Raw genomic sequence first — 18,905 nt, 5'->3', positions numbered from 1 at the left:
GGTCAAGCGAGCCGGTAGATGCGTCGGGCGTTGTCATGAAACAGCGCAAGCCGATCTTCGAGAGAGCGGTCCCGGACAATGGTTTTGAAACCGTCGAACACTTCGCTGAGGCTGTTCACTACGCCATCGACCGGGTAATTGCTGGCAAACGCGCAGCGGCTGACGTCGAAAATCGATATCGCGTCGTTCACCACCACGCGGTTCAACTCGACCGGCCACGCCTGGCCGGGAATGCAGATGCCGGAAATCTTCAGCACGACGTTCGGCTCCTTTGCCAGCAGGGCGAGGTTTTCACGCCAGCCGGCCAGACCTTCTTCGGAGCGGTCGGCGGGCAGTGCGGTGTGATTGACCACGATGGACACGTCGGGAAAATCCCGGGCCAGCTCGGCGGCTTCCGGTAGATGCCACCATGGCGCCTGCAATTCGAAGTGCAGGCCGTTTTCGGCCAGTTGTGCGTATCCCTCGCGCCAGCGCGGATCGCGCATCGAACCGGGGGCGATAAAATCTTCGCGCCAGGCCTCACGGCTGGTCACTGTCGGTTTGTGGCGTATGCCGCGCACCAGCGGGTGATCGCCGTACAGGCGCAGCAGATCAAAAGCGTCTTCACGATCCAGCCAGGCCTTCGCGACCATGGCGCCCAGGGTGGACTCGGTTTTCGCCAGCGATTCGACAAACCGCACTTCATCGGCCGGTGTCGCCGGGTCCCACTCACCTTCGATCACGACCGTTTGCACGACGTGATGGCGGCCGGTCAGCCGGTGATAGTCGGCCGGCAGGAAATTGCGGCAGATCGACGAGTAATCGCCATAACGAAACGGTCGCAACGGGCGGTCGTTCAGCCACGGGTAGTAATGGTTTTCGATATCGAAATAGTGTTGATGCGCGTCGACGATGGGCAAATCCGCATCGTCGCCGCTGGCCAGAAAACGTGCGCGCCAGTCGATGGCCGACAGGTTATCCATGCTGCTCCTCCAATCGATAAAAGCGTCGAGCGTTGCCGGCGAACACCGCTTCCTGCACCGCACGCCCCATGGGGGCGAGCATCGCGGCCATGCCATCGGCAATCGTGTCGTAGGAAGCGCGCAGCCCGGCCACCGGAAAATTGCTGGCAAACATGCAGCGCTCGGGGCCGAAGATTTCCAGCGCGGTCAGGACCACAATCCGGTTGTCGTCATAATTCCAGGGCGAATCTTTAAGCCCGAACTCCGACAGCTTGATGTGCACGTTCGGCTGCAAGGCCAACGCTTCCAGGCCTTTGCGCCAGCGCGCCATGCCTTGTGGGCTGCGGTCCCAGGCGAAACCGGTGTGGTTGAGCGCAATGCGGATCTGCGGAAACATCGCCGCCACTTCCGCCGCTTCGACCAGGTGCCACGGCGGCACCCGCAGGTCCCACGACAGATCGTGCTCGGCCAGCCGCGAAAAGCCTTCCAGCCAGTTCGGGTCCTGCATGGTGCCCTTGGCCCCGGCCACCGACACGTCCGGCGATGCCGAGGTCACCGGTTTCGAACGGATGCCTTTCACCAGCGGCCTGGCGGCTTGAGCGGCGAGAATCTCTGCACTGTCTTCGCGATCGAACCAGGCATGGGCAACGATGGCATTCGGGAAGCCGTAACGGGCGTTCACTTGTTCCAGCCAGCGTGTCTCGGCGACTTGCTCATCGCGTGCACGCTCGGCCTCGACGTGCACCGTGCCGACCAAGCGTTGATTTTCGGTCAGGGCGAGGAACTGTTCCGGCAGGAAATCACGGCACAGGCTGTGATAGTCGCCGAGGAAGAATTCCTCGTGATACTCGTCCTGCAACCACGGATAGCGCCCGTTGCCCAAGTCCCACAAATGGTGATGGGCATCGACGACCGGCAGCGCATCCCCGGCCGCCAGGTTCGGCATGCCGTTGCGTTCGTGAAGGGTGATCATGACGGCGACCCTGACTCAGCGCGACGCGGAGAATTGCGAAGGGCTGAGCACGCCGTCTTCGACGTCGCCGGCGGCCGCCGCCTCGGCTTTGGCCTGGACGCGGCTGCGCAGTTTGGCGACGTTCACCACCACGCGGGTATGCGCCGCTGTCGCCACCAGCTCGACGTCATCGCGCACCTCGACATTGAAGGTGACGCTGCGACCTTCAATGCGAGTGACCGTGGCGACAATGTTCACCGACATGCCCAGCAGCGTGGCGCCGACGTGACGGATATCGACCGCCGCCCCCACGGTGTTTTCACCCTCGTCGAGGAAGGTCAGCAGGTAATCGAGGCAAGTCTGTTCAATGTCGTCGACCAGGCGCGGCGTGGCATAGATGCGCAAGTCTTCGCCCAGAAACGAAATGGTGCGTTGTTTGTCGACGATCAGTGGGCGCTCGGTGGCGGAACCTGGGTGCAGAGTGGAGAAATTCATACAAAACCTCGTGTTTGAGTGCTGACAGTCAAAGGTTGATTCAGGCAGACGGCAGGAAACCGATGGAAATCCACGGCACGGCGATCAGCACCGCCAGCGCGACGACCAGGGCGCCGAGATACGGCCAGACCCGGCGCATGGCGCCACTTGGGTCGACCTTGGCGATGGCACACGCGGCGTAGAAACCGACGCCGAATGGCGGGGCGAACAAGCCCAGGCCCATGGCGAAGATCGCGACCATGGCGTAATGCACGTCGTTGATGCCCATGGCTTTGGCAATCGGGAACAGCAGCGGGCCGAACAGCACGATGGCCGGGATGCCTTCCAGGAAACTGCCGAGCAGGATGAACGCCACGGCGGAGATGATCAGGAAGCCCATCGCGCCCCCCGGAACGGTCGCCATCACTTGCGCCAACTGGTGCGAAAAGCCCGACTGGGTCAGCGCCCAGGCCATGGCGGTGGCGCTGCCGATGATGATCAGGATCGCGCCGGACAACGACGCGGTGCTGACCAGAATCGGGTACAAGCGGCGCCAGTCGAAGCAGCGGTAGCACAGCAGACCGACGATGAAGGTGTAAGCCACGCCGATGGCGGCGACTTCGGTCGCGGTGGCGACGCCTTCGACCACCGCAGTGCGGATCACGAAGGGCAGGGCCAGCGCAGGGATCGCGAGCAGCAGCGAGTGGCCGATTTCCTTGCCTGAGGCGCGTTTGCCGGTGGAGGCCTCACCTTTGCGGTTCTTCCACCAGATGACGGCTGCCATCGCAATTGCGCCCACTACCGCCGGCATGAAACCGCCGGTGAACAGTGCGGAAATCGACACACCGGTCACCGAACCGATGGTGATCAGCACCAGGCTCGGCGGAATGGTTTCCGACATCGCCCCGGAAGCGTTAAGCATCGCCACCAGTTCGTTTTCGTCCTCGCCGCGCTTCTTCATTTCCGGAAACAGCGCCGGGGCGATGGCTGCCATGTCGGCCGCTTTCGAGCCGGAAATACCGGAGATCAGGTAAATGGCGCCGATCAGCACATACGACAAACCGCCGCGCACATGGCCGATCAGCGAGCACAGGAAACGAATCATCGCCCGCGCCATGCCCATGGCTTCGATCAGTGCACCCAAAAACACGAACAGCGGGATGGCCAGCAGGATCAGGCTCGCCATGCCTTCGTCCATCCGCCCGACCACCAGCGTGAGTGGTGTGCTGGTCATGGTCGACAGGTACGCCACCGTGGCCAGGCCGAACGCGACCATGATGGGGACGCCGATGACGATCATCGCCATCACGCCGACCATGAAGAAGATCACCAGGTTCCAGTTGCCCATCAGCAACATCGAGCCTTCGGCCACCCACAACAACGCGCCGAGGGATGCGAGCATCGCCACCGAGACCGAGAAATCGATCAACCGTGCGCTGGTCAACAGCCGGGCGACGCAGGTCATCAACATCAGGCTCAGGCCGACGGCGATGGCGGACACACGAAAGGCGTTGGGGATTTCGAGGGCGGCGGTGGTGATGATCCACTCGTCGCTGACGTACTCCCAGGCCGGGGTAAACAGCAGCCCGATGAAGGTGATGACGATCACCGCGCCCAGGGTGTCGATGAACGCCCGTTTTTCCACGGGCAGCCGCGAGATGAACGAGGTCAGCCGCATGTGCTCGCCGCGTCGCATCGCCACCACCGAGCCGAGCATCGCCAGCCACAGGAACAGCAGCGAAGCCAGTTCGTCGCCCCAGACAATCGGCTGGTTGAGCACATAACGCGAGAACACGTTGCAGAACAGCAGCGTGACTTCGATGACCACCAGCAACGCCGCGCTGCCCTCGGTCAGCCAGCGCAGACCGGTGTCCAGCGCGCGGCCGAGACGAAATGTGGTTTGGTGTGGGCTGAGTCCTTCAGCGGGAGCAACATCCGTCATTGGCAGTTCATTTTTCATGACTTTGTCTCCGGCTTAGGACAGTTGACCCGCGTATTGCTCAAGCAAGCTCCAGGCTTCCGGGCCGTACTTATCCTTCCATTGGGTGTAGAAGCCTTTCGATTGCAGGTCTGTCCTGAACAATGTGCGGTCGACTTTGTTGAAGGTGATGCCGTGGGCGGTCAGCGACGGCTCCAGGCTGGAGTTGAGGTCGATCACCTGTTGGCGCTGAACCAGCGCGGCGGCGTTGATCTGCCGGGAGACGATTTCCTGCACGTCCGCCGGCAGTTTCGGGAAGGTCTTGCCCGAAGCGACGATCCAGAAACCGCCCCAGATGTGGTCAGTCATCGAGCAATATTTCTGCACTTCATAGAAGCGTGCAGACTCGACCACCACCAGCGGGTTTTCCTGGCCGTCGACCACTTTGGTCTGCAAGGCCGAGTAGGTTTCGTTGATGCTGATGCCGGTCGGCGACGCGCCCAGGGCGCTGAACATCGACGTCCACAGCGGGCTGACCAAGACGCGCAGTTTGAAGCCGGCGAGGTCTTGCGGCGTGTTGATCGGCCGCGTCGAACTGGTGATCTGGCGGAAGCCGTTGTTCCAGACTTTTTCCATCGGAATCAGGCCGACCTTCTCGGTCTTGGCGCGTACGTACTCGCCCAGCTTGCCGTCCAGCGCGGCCCAGACACTGTCGTAGTCCTTGAACGCAAACGGCATGCTTTCAATCGACATGGCCGGCACCAGCGTCGAGAGAATTGCACCCGGCAGTGGAATGAAATCGATTGCCCCGGCGCGCACCTGGGACAGCATGTCGGTGTCGCCGCCCATGGCGCCGTTGGCGTACACCTGCAAGTCCACTGCGCCGTTGGTTTCGGCCTTGATCGCCAGCGAGGCGGCCTTCATCTGTTGGTTCAGCGGATGGGTGTCGGGCAGGCTGCTGGTGTAGCGCAGCACGATGGGTTTGGTCGCGGCGAAGACGCTGGAAGGCAGCAGGTTGGCGGCGAAAGCACCACCCACGGTGACGCCGGCAGACACTAGAAAGGATCGGCGGCTGACGGACTCGGTCAAGATACGGCTCATGATGTTCACCTATTGTTTTTGTTGTAGTTGTTCTAAAAAGCAACGCGAACGCTGCTCCTTGTGGGAGCGAGCCTGCTCGCGATGGACCTGAGGGCGCCGCGTTTATCCAGCCAAAAACGCGTTTTCGTTAACGTCCATCGCGAGCAGGCTCGCTCCCACACAGTTCGGTTCAGGAGGCGAGTGCGACCACCGCCTGGGTGCGAATCAACTCGTCGATTTCGTTTTCCGCATACCCGCTTTCCTTCAGCACTTCGCGGGTGTGCTCGCCGAGCAGCGGTGCAGGGCGGCTGGTCGGTGGCGCGGCGTTGTCCATGTCGGAGAAGTGAATCGGCAAGCCCATGCCGCGCACCCGGCCTTCGGTCGGGTGTTCAGTCTCGACGACCATGCCGCGTGCCTTGGTTTGCGGGTGGGCCAGCGCGGCGGCGATGTCGAGGACCGGCCCGGCAGGCAGGCCGAGGCTGTCGAACAACACCATCCATTCATCCGTGGTGCGTGCGACCAGCACTTCGTTGAGGATTTCCACCAGCGCCAGGCGATGCTCCATGCGCAAGGCGTTGCTGGCGAAACGTGGGTCGGCTTTCAATTGCGGAACGGCCAGCGCCTCGACCAGTCGCTCGTAGTTGGCCTGGTTGGCGGCGCCGATGTTGATCCAGCCGTCCGCCGTGCGGAACACTTGATACGGCGCGCTGGTGGAGTTCGCCGAACCCATTTTCGGCAGGATGGTGCCGTCGGCGAAATACGCCGCTGCTGGCCAGTACATTTGTTGCAGGCCGGCTTCGAACAGCGAGGTGTCGACCATCTGCCCAAGGCCGGTTTTCTGTTTCGCGGCATACGCGGCGCAGATGCCGAGGGCGGCGAGGATGCCGGAGTTGATGTCGGCCACCGGCGAACCGGCCTTGACCGGCTCACGCCCGGCTTCGCCGGTCATGCTCATCATGCCGCTCATGCCCTGGGCGATCAGGTCGAAACCGCCTTTTTCGCCGAACGGCCCGCTGCGGCCGTAACCGGAAATCGCGCAGTAGATCAGCCCGGGGTTGAGGGTTTTCAGGGTTTCGTAACCGAGGCCGAATTTTTCCATGGTGCCGGCGCGGTAGTTTTCCGTGACCACGTCGGCGTCCATCAACAGGCGGCGCAGAACGTCGCGGCCGCCCTCGGTTTTAAGGTTCAGGCCGATCCCGCGCTTGTTGCGGTTGACCACCATGAACGAAGCGGATTCACCGCTGGCCATGATCGGCGAGAAGCGGCGCGAATCATCACCGTCCGGGACTTTCTCGACCTTCACCACGTCAGCGCCCATGTCGGCCAGCATCATGCCGCACACCGGGCCGGACATGATGTGAGCCAGTTCAACCACGCGCATTCCTGTCAGCGGTCCCATGTTATTTGCCCTCGAATTGTGGTTTGGCTTTGGCGATGAACGCGTTCAGGCCGATCTGAAAATCGTCGGTGTCGTAGCAGGAGTAACTGCTGTCGATCTGCTCGACGGTGGGGGCGATGCCCGCTTCCAGTTGCCGTGCCGCCTGGCGATGCCAGCGGGCGACGAGCGGGGCGCCATTGATGATGCGTTTGGCGGTGGCGAGGGTTTCGGATTCGACTTCGGCATCCGGTACGACGCGGGTCACGAGGTTTTTCACGTAGGCGTCGTTGGCGTCGAGAATGCGGCCTTCAAGGAGAATCTCCAGGGTCGTCGAGCGTCCCGCCAGCGCCACCAGCCCGGCCATTTCGTCATAGGACATGACCAGCCCGAGCTTGCCGACCGGCGCGCCGAAGCGGCTGGATGTGCCACAGATGCGCAGGTCGCAGAGCGCGGCAATTTCCAGACCGCCGCCGACGCACACGCCGTGGATCATCGCGATCACCGGGTGCGGGCAGTCGACAACCGCGCGCATCGCCGCTGAAGTGACTTCGGCATAGTGTCGGGCTTGCGCCTGGTTGGCGCGCACGCTCGGAAATTCGCCGACATCGGCGCCGGCGGCAAAGGCCTGTTCGCCCGCACCGCGCAACACCACGCAGCGCACGCTGAGGTCGGCGGACAATTCGGTCATGACATCACCCAGGTCTTGCCACATGGACAGGGTCAGGGCGTTCATCTTTCCCGGATGACTGAGGGTGACGATGGCAATGGCGTCTTGCCGTTCGATAAGGACGGTGGGCTTCATGATTGTTCCGCTGCCGTCGATGCTCGGGGGGTGAGATCGACGGCGCGGTTGCCTCCTGATTTATTGTTGTTGGGCAGCGGCTGCTTACAGCGATTGTTCGAGCATCGACAGGTAGTCCGCCGAGGATGCTTCGCGCGGATTGGTCTTGTGGCTGTGATCGTGCAACGCGCCCTCGACGATGCCGGCGAACAGGCTTTCATCGACGCCGATCTGGCTCAGGCGGGTCGGCAGGCCCAGGCGTTTGGTCATGTCTTCGATGGCTGCGCCGATGTTCGCGTCGGCCTCAAGGCCCATGGCATGGCGCAGTCGTTCCAGTTTGCGCTCGTCACGGACAGTCGGGGCGTTGGCGTTGAAGTGCACGACCGCCGGTAGAAAAATCGCGTTCAAAGTGCCGTGGTGCAGTTTCGGATTGATGCCGCCCAAGGCGTGGGAAAGGCTGTGCACGCAGCCCAGTCCTTTCTGGAAGGCCAGCGCGCCTTGCATGGACGCGCTCATCATGTTCATCCGTGCTTCGCGATCACCGGGTTCGGCGGTCGCGCGTTCGATGTGTTCCCAGGCACGCCACAGGCCGTCGAGGGCGATGCCGTCTGCGGCGGGGTTGAAGGCCGGGGCCATGAACGTTTCGATGCAATGCGCGATAGCGTCCATGCCGGTGGCGGCGGTGAGCATGGGCGGCAGACCGAGGGTCAACTCCGGATCGCAGATGGCCACGCGAGGCACGACATAGGGGGAGATAACGCCGACCTTGCGACCATCGTCGAGGATCAGGATGGCGCCGCGACCCACCTCGCTGCCGGTGCCGGCCGTGGTCGGAACTGCAATCAGCGGCGCGGTGGCCGAGGTGATGCGATCCAGTCCGCCTTCAATCACCGCGAAGCTTTGCAGAGGACCGTCGTGGGTGGCGCAGACCGCGACGCCTTTGGCCAGATCGATCGATGAACCGCCACCGACGGCGATGATGCCGTTGCACTCGCCGAGGTGGTATTGGGCCACGGCTTCACGCACGGCGTGTTCATTCGGGTTGGACGGGGTGGCGTCGAAGATTGTCGGTGCGCGGTCACCACCGAGGGCAGCGATGACTTTGTCGACGATGCCGGCATTGCGCACGCCGACGTCGGTGACGATCAGCGGACGGGTGATGCCGGCGCGCTCGGCTTCGGCGGCCAGGTGCTGCAGGCTGTCGTAGCCGAACTGGATTTTGGTGACGTAATTGATGAGTGACATGATTCACCACAAGTTATACAGGATTGTTATTGTTGCAACCGGTCTGGGGCAGGAGGGCTTTCGCGCTCTGGTCAAACCCATTGCATTGCCTGGCTGTGGGGTGGACTATAGGGCCGTCTTGGCCAGCCTCGATACTGACAACTTTCGATACCTCTATAACTTTTAGTTAACCCTGATGACGCCCTCACTGAACTCGATCATGTCCCGCCTGCACGTCAAGCAGCTCCGTTTGCTGATCGCCCTGGATGAGCACGGCTCGTTGCTGGGCGCGGCCAAACAGGTCGCGCTGACCCAGCCCGGCGCGAGCAAGGCGCTGCAAGAAATTGAAACCACTTTCGGCACTGCGCTGTTCACCCGCACTAACCGCGGGCTTGAGCCGAACGACGCCGGGCGTTCGGTCATCCGGTACGCGCGGTTGATCCAGACTGACCTTGCGCACCTGCGCGAAGAGATCATCGGCATCATGAGCGGCGAGGGCGGACGCGTGTCGGTCGGCACCATCATGGGCGCCGTGCCGCTGCTGACCACGGCGATCAGCCGGGTGATTGCCGACAACCCGAAGCTGTCCATCGAGATTGTCGAGGACACCAGCGCCGCACTGCTCAGCCAGCTCGATGCCGGGCGCCTGGACCTGGCGATCTGCCGTACCACCATCAGCACCACCCCCTACTTGTATGAGAGCTCGACCTTCGTCGAGGAAACCCTGGCGGTGATCGCCAGCACCCAGCATCCGTTCGCCTATGCCCGCCAGTTGTCGTTGAAAGACCTGGTGGATTACCGCTGGGTCGTCTATCGCGCCAACATGCCGATGCGCCTGCTGCTGGAGCGGGAGTTTCATGAGGCCGACCTGCGTTTCCCGGTGCATTTGCTGGAAACCACCTCGGCCTTCGCCACTCTGTCGCTGCTCCAGGAAAACCCGACTCTCGTCGCACTGGTGTCGACCGACGTAGCGAAGTTCTGCTCCGGCTACGGCTTCACCACCACGCTGCCGCTGCCGATCACCTCACGCAGCGAACCCTATGAACTGGTGTCGCGCAAAGGCGTCCCGGACTCGCCGGCGGCCAGGCTGCTGCGCGAGGCGCTGCTGAATCCCGCCTGATTGCTGGCGATGACGGCCTCGCAATCGATACAAATCCTACGGGCCCCATCGCCGGCAAGCCGACTCCAACAGAGGGTTGTGTTGTTATGGGTGATAGTGCCCGGCATTGGACGTCTGCATTCGTGCGATTCAGGCAAAATTGATTTGTGACAGGCGCGGTGTTTGAAACGAATCGGCGCCGCGATACTCGACGGGATTTTGCCTTTCCCTAAATTGGCCCACGGATGGCCATTGCGAGGTTCGAACCATGACTGTCTCCCGCCGACTGGCGCTCTTGATGACCGCTGCCGCGTTGCTCACCGCGTGTGGTGAATCTTCCAAACTGCCGCCGCAGGCCAGTGTCGGCCCGAGCCCGCAGTTGCCTGAGCCCACGACCACGCTGATCCCGACGTTGAAGGTGTCCAAGGCCATTGGCTGGGCCGGCAGCGACAAGCCGAAAGCGCCCGCCGGTTTCACGGTGACGGCCCTGGCCGAAAACCTCGACCACCCGCGCTGGATCTACAGATTGCCCAATGGCGATCTGTTGGTCGCCGAAAGCAATCACCCGCCGATGCCTGAAGGCGCCACTGAGGGTGGCAGCGGTCCGCTGGCCTGGGCGCGGCGCACCGCCATGGGTTTTGTGATGGGCCGTGTCGGCGCCGATGCGCCCAGCGCCAATCGAATCACCTTGCTGCGCGATGCCGACGGTGACGGTCACGCTGAACTGCGCACGGTGTTCATGAGCGGACTGACGTCACCCTTCGGCATGGCGTTGGTGGGCAACGAGCTGTTCATCGCCAACGCCGACGCCCTGGTCAAGGTGCCTTACAGCGAGGGGCAAACCGAGATCACGGCGACGCCGGTGAAAGTCACCGATCTGCCTGCCGGTATCAATCACCACTGGACCAAGAACGTGCTCGCCAACCCTGAGGGCACCAAGCTGTATGTCACCGTGGGCTCCAACAGCAACGTTGGCGAAAACGGTCTGGAGGCCGAAGAAGGGCGCGCGGCCATCTGGGAAGTTGACGTTAAAAGCGCAGACAAGCGTCTGTTTGCCAGCGGTCTGCGCAACCCCAACGGCCTGGCCTGGAAACCCGGTTCGAGCCAGTTGTGGACCGTGGTCAATGAGCGCGATGAAATCGGCAGCGACCTGGTGCCGGATTACCTGACGTCGGTAAAAGACGGCGCGTTCTACGGCTGGCCATGGAGTTACTACGGCAACCACGTCGACACCCGGGTTGAGCCGCCGCACCCGGACAAGGTGGCCCAGGCCATCGCCCCGGATTACGCGTTGGGCACCCACGTCGCACCGCTGGGCCTGGCGTTCTCTGACTCGCGCAGCATGCCCAGCGCTTTCGCCAATGGCGTGTTCATTGGCGAACACGGCTCGTGGAACCGCAATCCGCAGGCCGGCTACAAGGTGGTGTTCATCCCGTTCAGCGACGGCAAGCCTTCAGGTTTGCCGGTGGATTTTCTCACCGGTTTCCTCAATGCCGAAGGCGAGGCGCAAGGGCGTCCGGTGGGCGTAGCGCTTGATCAGAGCGGTGCGCTGCTGGTGGCGGACGATGTTGGCAACAAGGTGTGGCGCGTGGCTGTGGCCAAACCGGGTCAATAAAGCAGGATAGGGCCCGGTCACCGCGCAAGTTGCGCGGCTGACACGGGCCATCAAAGAGGTATCTGCGGCGTCGAGACCACTTGGCGCAAGCCCATGAACGAACGAATCTGTCGTACGCCGGGCAGGTACAACAATTGCTCCGCGTGCAGGCGGTTGAAACTGTTGCTGTCCTTGGTGCGCAACAACATGAAGTAGTCGAATTCCCCCGTCACCACATGGCATTCCATGCAGCCGGAAACCTTTTGCGCCGCCGCTTCGAAGGCAGCGAAGGATTCAGGCGTCGAGCGGTCCAGCACCACGCCGATCAACACCACCATGCCCGCATCCAGCGCGTCATTGTCCAGCAACGCGACGATGCCCTTGATCAAACCGACCTGCTTGAGGCGCTCGACGCGGCGCAAACACGCCGGTGCACTCAGCTTCACCTTCTCGGCAAGCGCCACATTGGAGATGGAAGCGTCGCGTTGCAGCGCCTTGAGAATGGCGCGGTCGGTCCGGTCCAGCGGGTGCGGCTCCGGGCTGTGTGTGCCGGTTTTCTTGTGAGTATTTGTTGCGTTCATATGGATTTCTACGCAATAAAAAGTTGTTGGAAGTTATATGTGGAGATTTATGTTTCTTTAATGCATTGAAACTTGCAACACATATTTTTGGCTTTGTTCTTAATATTGAACTCATCGAAGCCCCTCTGAAAGAACCTGGAATGCAGCCTGTTTGCCTTTCGGTCTGGCGCTTGGATATCCAATAATCAAGGAGCAGAGTCATGAACCTGAATCGTTTCAAACGCTATCCGTTGACCTTCGGTCCTTCGCCCATCACTCCCTTGAAACGCCTCAGCGAACACCTGGGCGGCAAAGTCGAGCTGTATGCCAAGCGTGAAGACTGCAACAGTGGCCTGGCCTTCGGCGGCAACAAGACTCGCAAGCTCGAATACCTGATTCCCGAGGCCATCGAGCAGGGCTGCGACACCCTCGTGTCCATCGGCGGGATCCAGTCGAACCAGACCCGCCAGGTCGCCGCCGTTGCCGCACACCTGGGCATGAAGTGCGTGCTGGTCCAGGAAAACTGGGTGAACTACTCCGATGCCGTGTATGACCGCGTTGGCAACATCGAGATGTCTCGCATCATGGGCGCGGATGTACGACTGGACGCCGCCGGGTTCGACATCGGTATCCGGCCCAGCTGGGAAAAGGCGATGAACGATGTGGTGGAGCGCGGCGGCAAACCGTTTCCGATCCCGGCGGGCTGTTCCGAACATCCGTATGGCGGTCTCGGCTTCGTCGGTTTCGCCGAGGAAGTCCGCCAGCAGGAAAAAGAACTCGGCTTCAAGTTCGATTACATCGTGGTCTGCTCGGTGACCGGCAGCACCCAGGCGGGCATGGTGGTCGGGTTTGCCGCCGACGGCCGTTCGAAGAATGTCATCGGTATCGACGCTTCGGCCAAACCGGAAAAAACCAAGGCACAGATCCTGCGTATCGCCCGGCACACCGCTGAATTGGTGGAGCTGGGGCGCGAAATCACCGAAGAAGATGTGGTGCTCGACACACGGTTCGCCTATCCGGAATACGGTTTGCCCAACGACGGCACGCTGGAAGCCATCCGCCTGTGCGGCCGACTTGAAGGCGTGCTGACCGACCCGGTGTACGAAGGGAAATCCATGCACGGGATGATCGAAATGGTTCGCCGTGGCGAGTTCCCTGAAGGCTCGAAAGTGCTTTACGCACACTTGGGCGGGGTGCCTGCGCTGAATGCCTACAGCTTCCTGTTCCGTAACGGCTGATCACAAACCTGTAGGAACCGGCTTGCCGGCGATGGCGGCCTTGAGATCGATGCAAAACCAACGGGCCCCATCGCCAGCAAGCCGGCTCCTACAGTGGATTGTGTTGTTCACATTGTCGTGTCTGTCACCAAACCCTTGTAGGAGCCGGCTTGCCGGCGATGGCGGCCTTGAAATCGATGCAAAACCAACGGGCCTCATCGCCGGCAAGCCGGCTCCTACAGTGGATTGTGTTGTTCACATTTTCGTGTCTGTCACCGACCCCTTGTAGGAGCCGGCTTGCCGGCGATGGCGGCCTTGAGATCGATGCAAAACCAACGGGCCTCATCGCCGGCAAGCCGGCTCCTACAGGAAAGGGGACAACGTTCAATCGCCGGGAGTAGCGCCATGCATGCGATATCGCAATCCGCCGTCTGGATCAAGGAACCCTCGGCGGATGCCGGGGTGGTCATCGTGACCAGTGCCGCGTTGCCCAAATACATGATCGACAAGCTGCACGTGGCCATCGACGACTGGGATCAGGTGGCTTACCTGGCCGTCAAGCAATCCAGGGCGTTGATGCTCGACTGGTTACGGGTCGGGTCCAGCCCCGAGCAAGCGTGTGATGCCCGCCAATTGCTGCGCGGCGTGTGCAAAAGCAGTTTTTTACTGGACGTCGAAGTCGGCACGGTGCCGGGCCTGACCTGGCTGGGATCCGTCTGCGGTCACTCGCTGCGCGTCGTCGACCTGGGAACCGTCGCCTCAACCCATGCAGCGATGGATCGACAGGTGGAAGCCGTTTTGTTGGCGACCCGGAGTCTGGCGAAAAGCGTGCTGCAGGAGCGCTACGTTATTTAGCGGATGTCTTCGCCCGCTCAATCAAACACACACAATAAGAAAGGCAACGCCTATGAGCCGATCTGCCGACCGTCGTAATAACGCCAGGAAATGGATGCGCGAGCCCTCAAGTGGCACGCGCATTGTGGTGATCACTGCTGGACTGGGCAGTGAACATCTAGAGTTGATTCACCACAGTTTCAGTTGCTTTGAAAACATTGCACTGATGCAGGTCGATGTCGCGCCGATGAGCGCAGGAATGTTTGAAGCGCACACATCCACCTGTGATTACTGCCTTGTCGTGGCTGGCGAGCTGGATAAGCGCTTTTTACGCGATTTGCCCAAGCGCAGAATCAATATTTACCCGATAGCCCGGGATGCCCGGACCGAGCGCTCCGTCATCGAAGCGGTCGAGCAGGTCAAAAGCCTGGCCCGAGCAAACCCTCCACCGCGCATTGATAACGAATCAGCCTTTTGCAGGAGATGCCCATGAACCCGTCCGATCTTCATGCCCAGTTACCCGGCCAGACCACGGAAGATGCCGAGGAAATCGCTGAGTGGCGCGATGCCTTGCTATCGGTCATCGCCCATGGCGGTGCCGGGCAGGCCCGGCAGATCATGGACATGCTGGTGACGCTGGCCAGCACCTGCGAGATGAATTGGCGACCCCGTCACGGCACGCCCTACATCAATACCATCAGCGTTGAGCAGCAGCCGGTGTTCCCGGGGGATCTGGCGCTCGAAGAACGCCTGGCCTCGATCATGCGCTGGAACGCGTTGGTCATGGTGGCGAGGGCCAACCAGGCCTACGGGGAACTCGGCGGCCACATCGCCAGCTACGCGAGCGCCGCCGATTTGTTTGAGGTGGGCTTCAACCACTTCTTCAGGGCGCGCACTGAAACCAGCGGCGGCGATCTGGTGTTCTACCAGCCGCACTCGGCGCCGGGCGTTTATGCACGGGCTTTTCTGGAAGGCCGCCTCGAAGAGAAGGACTTGCAGCATTACCGGCAAGAGATCGGCGCACGCGCCAATGGCGCCCGGGGGCTGTCGAGTTATCCGCATCCGTGGTTGATGCCGGACTTCTGGCAGTTCCCGACCGGCTCGATGGGCATCGGTCCGATCAGCTCGATCTACCAGGCGCGTTTCATGCGTTACCTGGAACACCGTGGCCTGCAAGACACCGCCGGGCGCACCGTTTGGGGGGTGTTCGGCGACGGTGAAATGGATGAGCCGGAAAGCATGTCGGCCCTGACGCTGGCGGCACGCGAAGGGCTGGATAATCTGGTGTGGGTGGTCAACTGCAACCTTCAGCGTCTGGACGGTCCGGTGCGGGGCAACGGTCGCATCATCGACGAGCTGGAGGCGCTGTTCGGTGGGGCCGGCTGGAACGTCATCAAACTGGTCTGGGGCTCTGACTGGGACGGACTGTTTGCCCGGGATCACGACGGCGCGCTGGTCAAGGCCCTGTCCGCCACGGTCGATGGCCAGTTCCAGACGTTCGCCGCCAAGGACGGGCGTTTCAACCGCGATCAGTTCTTTGGCCAGAACGAAGCACTGGCACATCTGGCCCAGGGCCTGACCGATGAACAGATCGACCGCCTCAAACGCGGTGGCCACGACGTGGTGAAGATTTTCGCCGCCTACCAAAGCGCGATGCGCGAGGGCAGAAAACCCACGGTGATTCTGGCGCAGACCAAGAAAGGCTTCGGCATGGGCGATGCCGGGCAGGGCAAGATGACCGTGCACCAGCAGAAGAAGCTCGATAAGGACGCGTTGATCGCCTTCCGTAACCGTTTCAATTTGCCGTTGACCGATGAACAGGCGACCTCGCTGAGCTTCTTCAAACCCGACGACGACAGCGCCGAAATGCGCTACCTGCATGAACGTCGCCGGGCATTGGGCGGCTATATGCCGTCGCGGCCCACCACGTCGACGTCCTTGGCCGTGCCCGACGTCAACAGCTACGCCGGGTTCGCCATTGCTGCCGAAGGCAAGGAAATGTCCACCACCATGGCGTTTGTGCGGATGCTCAGTGGTTTGCTCCGGGATAAACAACTGGGGCCGCGCATCGTGCCGATCGTGGCCGATGAAGCGCGCACGTTCGGCATGGCCAGCCTGTTCAAGCAGATCGGGATTTACTCCAGCGTGGGCCAACGTTATGAGCCGGAGGACATCGGTTCGATCCTGAGTTATCGCGAAGCCCTCGACGGGCAGATTCTCGAAGAGGGCATCAGCGAGGCCGGGGCGATCAGTTCCTGGGTGGCCGCCGCGACCAGCTATTCGGTGCATGGCCTTCCGATGTTGCCGTTCTACATCTACTACTCGATGTTCGGCTTCCAGCGCATCGGCGACCTGATCTGGGCGGCGGCGGACCAGCGGGCGCGCGGGTTTCTGCTCGGCGCCACGGCGGGACGCACGACGCTCGGCGGTGAAGGTTTGCAGCATCAGGACGGCAACAGTCACCTGATGGCGGCGATGGTGCCCAACTGCCGGGCCTACGATCCGGCGTTCGCCGGTGAGTTCGCGGTGATCCTCGATCACGGCATGCGCCGGATGCTGGAACGCCAGGTCGACGAGTTCTACTACGTCACGCTGATGAACGAAAACTACCCGCAGCCCAACCTGCCCGAGGGCGTCGAACAGGCAATTATCAAGGGCATGTACCTGTTCGCCCGGCATGAAGTCGAGGACGCACGCGGCAGTGTTCAGTTGTTGGGTTCCGGCGCGATCCTGCTTGAAGTGATCGCGGCGGCCGAGTTGCTGGCCAGCGACTGGAACATCGACAGCGAGGTCTGGAGTGTCACCAGCTTCACCGAGCTGGCCCGCGAGGCCCGTGAGGTGGAGCGCTGGAATCGCCTGCATCCGGGACAACCGGCGCGGCGCAGCCACGTTCAGGAATCGCTCAACGACAAGGCACCGATCATTGCCAGCACCGATTACGTGCGTGCCTTGCCCCAACTGATCGCCAGCTACGCGCCGGCGCGTTACACAGTGCTCGGCACCGACGGTTTTGGCCGCAGTGATACCCGCAGCAGGTTGCGCGCGTTTTTCGAAGTGGACCGCCATCAGATCGTCTTGAGTGCCCTGACGTCACTGGTTCAGGACGGGCGCCTCGATGCCGGCGTGTGTGCCGAAGCGATTGCGCGCTACGGGATTGATGTTGACGCCATCGCGCCTTGGGACGCTTGAAGCCGGGCTTCAGGTCGAGTCGAATTTTCAGGAAATGGTCATGAAGAATGTGCATGAAGTGCGAATGCCCGACATCGGCGATGCCAAGGATGTCGGTGTCATCGAAATACCGGTCAAGGCGGGCGATGCGGTGGTCGAAGGGCAGACCCTGATCATTGTCGAGACCGACAAGGCGTCCATGGAAATTCCATCGCCGCACACGGGCGTGTTGCAATCGTTGGTGGTCAGTCTGGATGACAAAGTCAGCGAGGGATCGCCGATTGCCTTTATCGAAAGTGAAGGGCTATCGGCGGCGCCGGCACCCCGCATCGAACCCGTTGCAACGGTCATAGAGCCTCAGCCGATTGCCTCGCCGGCGTTGCTCATCGAAGCGGTTGATCCGCCAACGGACTTGCCGCTGGCATCGCCATCGGTTCGCAAGTTCTCTCGAGAACTGGGTGTTTCGCTCAAGGCCATTCAGGGCACGGGCCTGCGTCGCCGCATCACCAAGGACGACGTGTTGGCCCATGTGAAAGGCGCACTGACGGTCACTGAAACCCGTGCCCAGCCGCTGGGCGGATTGCTGCCCTGGCCGGTGGTGGATTTTGCCAAGTACGGGCCGGTGGAAACCCGGCCACTGTCGCGCATCCGCAAAATCAGCGGAGCCAACCTGCATCGCAATTGGCTGATGATTCCCCACGTGACCAATCACGACGACGCGGATATCACGCAACTCGAACAGTTTCGCGTGCAGGTGAACAAGGAAAAGGCCGGCAGCGGGGTCAAGTTGACGTTGCTGGCGTTGTTGATGAAAGCCTGTGCGGGAGCGCTGAAAAAATTCCCGGAGTTCAATGCCAGTCTCAACGGCGACGAATTGGTGTTGAAGGGTTATTGCCACATCGGTTTTGCCGCCGATACACCCGAAGGGTTGGTCGTGCCCGTCATCAAGGACGTCGATCAGAAAGGGGTGCTGGCGATTGCCCGGGAAATGTCGGCGCTGGCTGAAAAGGCGCGGGCGGGCAAGTTGAGCGCTGCCGAGATGAGTGGCGGCTGCTTTTCGATCTCGTCGTTGGGCGGCATTGGCGGGACGTATTTCACGCCGATCATCAATGCGCCGGAAGTCGCGATTCTCGGGGTGGGCAAAAGCACGGAGCGACTCGCACTGGAGGGCGGGCAGGTTGTGACGCGCAACATGCTGCCGTTGAGCCTGAGTTGGGATCATCGCGTGATCGATGGCGCGGCGGCGGGGCGTTTCAACGCCTATCTGAGCAGTGTGCTGGCGGATTACCGCAGGCTGGTTCTGTGAACGGGGGGAAGGTTTGTCGGGTTCGTTCAGCCACTTGAACATACAAATTCCCCGGTCGCGGACACAATGCAGATACATGAGTGCGGTTTGATGAGGTCGTCCAACACCACAAAGAGGCTTTTGCCATGTTCCGCAAACTGCAGCTTGCCGCCAGGTTCCTCAGCCAGAGCACGCGCCTGATGGTGGGCGTTCCGGATTACGACAACTACGTCGCGCAGATGAAGCTGAATCATCCGGACCAGCCGGTCATGAGTTATTCAGCATTCTTTCGCGAGCGTCAGGAAGCACGCTACGGCAAACGCAGCTGCACGACGCGGTGCTGCTGAACGCCGATTGAACGGCGGCTGCCGAAAAGCCTCGTCCTCATTGAGAGGGCGGG

General features: G+C 61.6%; 17 protein-coding genes. 8 read left to right on the top strand and 9 right to left on the bottom strand.

Features of this window, described 5'->3' with window-relative positions; translation table 11 throughout:
* Positions 1 to 2: 2 nt before the first annotated feature.
* The 8 genes from KGA82_RS01575 to KGA82_RS01540 form a co-directional block, all read right to left on the bottom strand.
* Positions 3 to 962, bottom strand: coding sequence for an amidohydrolase family protein (locus KGA82_RS01575; RefSeq protein WP_223449442.1), 960 nt, complete (start codon positions 960 to 962; stop codon positions 3 to 5).
* Positions 955 to 1,914 carry an amidohydrolase family protein gene (locus KGA82_RS01570; RefSeq protein ID WP_192228377.1) on the bottom strand — a complete coding sequence of 320 codons (960 nt, stop codon included), beginning with the start codon at positions 1,912 to 1,914 and terminating at the stop codon, positions 955 to 957. Before KGA82_RS01570 ends, KGA82_RS01575 begins: the two co-directional genes overlap by 8 nt.
* Before the next feature lie 15 nt (positions 1,915 to 1,929).
* A complete protein-coding gene (locus tag KGA82_RS01565) occupies positions 1,930 to 2,388 on the bottom strand; it encodes a thioesterase family protein (RefSeq protein WP_008033805.1) in 459 nt (152 codons plus the stop codon).
* Positions 2,389 to 2,428: 40 nt separating this feature from the next.
* On the bottom strand, positions 2,429 to 4,327 hold the full coding sequence (locus KGA82_RS01560; RefSeq protein ID WP_008033807.1) for a TRAP transporter large permease subunit: 1,899 nt from the start codon (positions 4,325 to 4,327) through the stop codon (positions 2,429 to 2,431).
* Positions 4,328 to 4,342: 15 nt separating this feature from the next.
* Positions 4,343 to 5,386, bottom strand: a complete 1,044-nt coding sequence (locus KGA82_RS01555) for a TRAP transporter substrate-binding protein (protein ID WP_008033809.1) — start codon at positions 5,384 to 5,386, stop codon at positions 4,343 to 4,345.
* Between the two features lie 169 nt (positions 5,387 to 5,555).
* Entirely contained in the window at positions 5,556 to 6,764 is a 1,209-nt protein-coding gene (locus tag KGA82_RS01550) for a CaiB/BaiF CoA transferase family protein (protein ID WP_008033811.1), read from the bottom strand.
* A gap of 1 nt (position 6,765) precedes the next feature.
* The gene (locus KGA82_RS01545) at positions 6,766 to 7,545 is read right to left on the bottom strand and encodes an enoyl-CoA hydratase-related protein (protein WP_207284619.1); all 780 of its coding nucleotides are present in this window, start codon (positions 7,543 to 7,545) and stop codon (positions 6,766 to 6,768) included.
* An 84-nt stretch (positions 7,546 to 7,629) separates the two neighbouring features.
* A complete protein-coding gene (locus KGA82_RS01540) occupies positions 7,630 to 8,769 on the bottom strand; it encodes an iron-containing alcohol dehydrogenase (protein ID WP_223449441.1) in 1,140 nt (379 codons plus the stop codon).
* A 175-nt stretch (positions 8,770 to 8,944) separates the two neighbouring features.
* On the opposite strand from KGA82_RS01540, the gene KGA82_RS01535 reads away from it, so the two are divergent.
* Positions 8,945 to 9,868, top strand: a complete 924-nt coding sequence (locus KGA82_RS01535; protein ID WP_008033815.1) for a LysR family transcriptional regulator — start codon at positions 8,945 to 8,947, stop codon at positions 9,866 to 9,868.
* Positions 9,869 to 10,115: 247 nt separating this feature from the next.
* Complete coding sequence (locus tag KGA82_RS01530; protein ID WP_223449440.1) at positions 10,116 to 11,462, top strand: PQQ-dependent sugar dehydrogenase; 1,347 nt, start codon at positions 10,116 to 10,118, stop codon at positions 11,460 to 11,462.
* A gap of 50 nt (positions 11,463 to 11,512) precedes the next feature.
* Here the strand turns inward: KGA82_RS01530 and KGA82_RS01525 are convergent, their stop codons facing one another.
* Positions 11,513 to 12,022, bottom strand: coding sequence for an Lrp/AsnC family transcriptional regulator (locus KGA82_RS01525; RefSeq protein WP_223449439.1), 510 nt, complete (start codon positions 12,020 to 12,022; stop codon positions 11,513 to 11,515).
* Between the two features lie 200 nt (positions 12,023 to 12,222).
* On the opposite strand from KGA82_RS01525, the gene KGA82_RS01520 reads away from it, so the two are divergent.
* The 6 genes from KGA82_RS01520 to KGA82_RS01495 all read left to right on the top strand — a co-directional run bounded on the left by KGA82_RS01520 (position 12,223) and on the right by KGA82_RS01495 (position 18,852).
* Positions 12,223 to 13,239: a 1-aminocyclopropane-1-carboxylate deaminase gene (locus KGA82_RS01520; protein ID WP_008045265.1), complete on the top strand. Its 1,017-nt coding sequence runs from the start codon at positions 12,223 to 12,225 to the stop codon at positions 13,237 to 13,239.
* 384 nt (positions 13,240 to 13,623) lie between these two features.
* Entirely contained in the window at positions 13,624 to 14,073 is a 450-nt protein-coding gene (locus KGA82_RS01515; RefSeq protein ID WP_223449438.1) for a transketolase, read from the top strand.
* Positions 14,074 to 14,125: 52 nt separating this feature from the next.
* Positions 14,126 to 14,545 carry a hypothetical protein gene (locus KGA82_RS01510; RefSeq protein WP_223449437.1) on the top strand — a complete coding sequence of 140 codons (420 nt, stop codon included), beginning with the start codon at positions 14,126 to 14,128 and terminating at the stop codon, positions 14,543 to 14,545.
* Positions 14,542 to 17,241 (top strand): alpha-ketoglutarate dehydrogenase, encoded by a 2,700-nt coding sequence (gene mdeB, locus KGA82_RS01505; protein WP_223449436.1) that lies wholly within the window; start codon positions 14,542 to 14,544, stop codon positions 17,239 to 17,241. Before KGA82_RS01510 ends, mdeB begins: the two co-directional genes overlap by 4 nt.
* Positions 17,242 to 17,281: 40 nt before the next feature.
* Positions 17,282 to 18,526, top strand: a complete 1,245-nt coding sequence (locus KGA82_RS01500; RefSeq protein ID WP_192228372.1) for a dihydrolipoyllysine-residue acetyltransferase — start codon at positions 17,282 to 17,284, stop codon at positions 18,524 to 18,526.
* Positions 18,527 to 18,651: 125 nt separating this feature from the next.
* Positions 18,652 to 18,852, top strand: coding sequence for a YbdD/YjiX family protein (locus KGA82_RS01495; protein WP_008033844.1), 201 nt, complete (start codon positions 18,652 to 18,654; stop codon positions 18,850 to 18,852).
* The last annotated feature ends 53 nt before the right edge of the window (positions 18,853 to 18,905 follow it).

It is taken from the genome of Pseudomonas sp. BF-RE-22, assembly GCF_019956155.1.
Classification (GTDB): domain Bacteria; phylum Pseudomonadota; class Gammaproteobacteria; order Pseudomonadales; family Pseudomonadaceae; genus Aquipseudomonas; species Aquipseudomonas migulae.
Note: the sequence above shows the minus strand (reverse complement) of the source record. Positions and strands in the feature narration are given on the sequence as shown.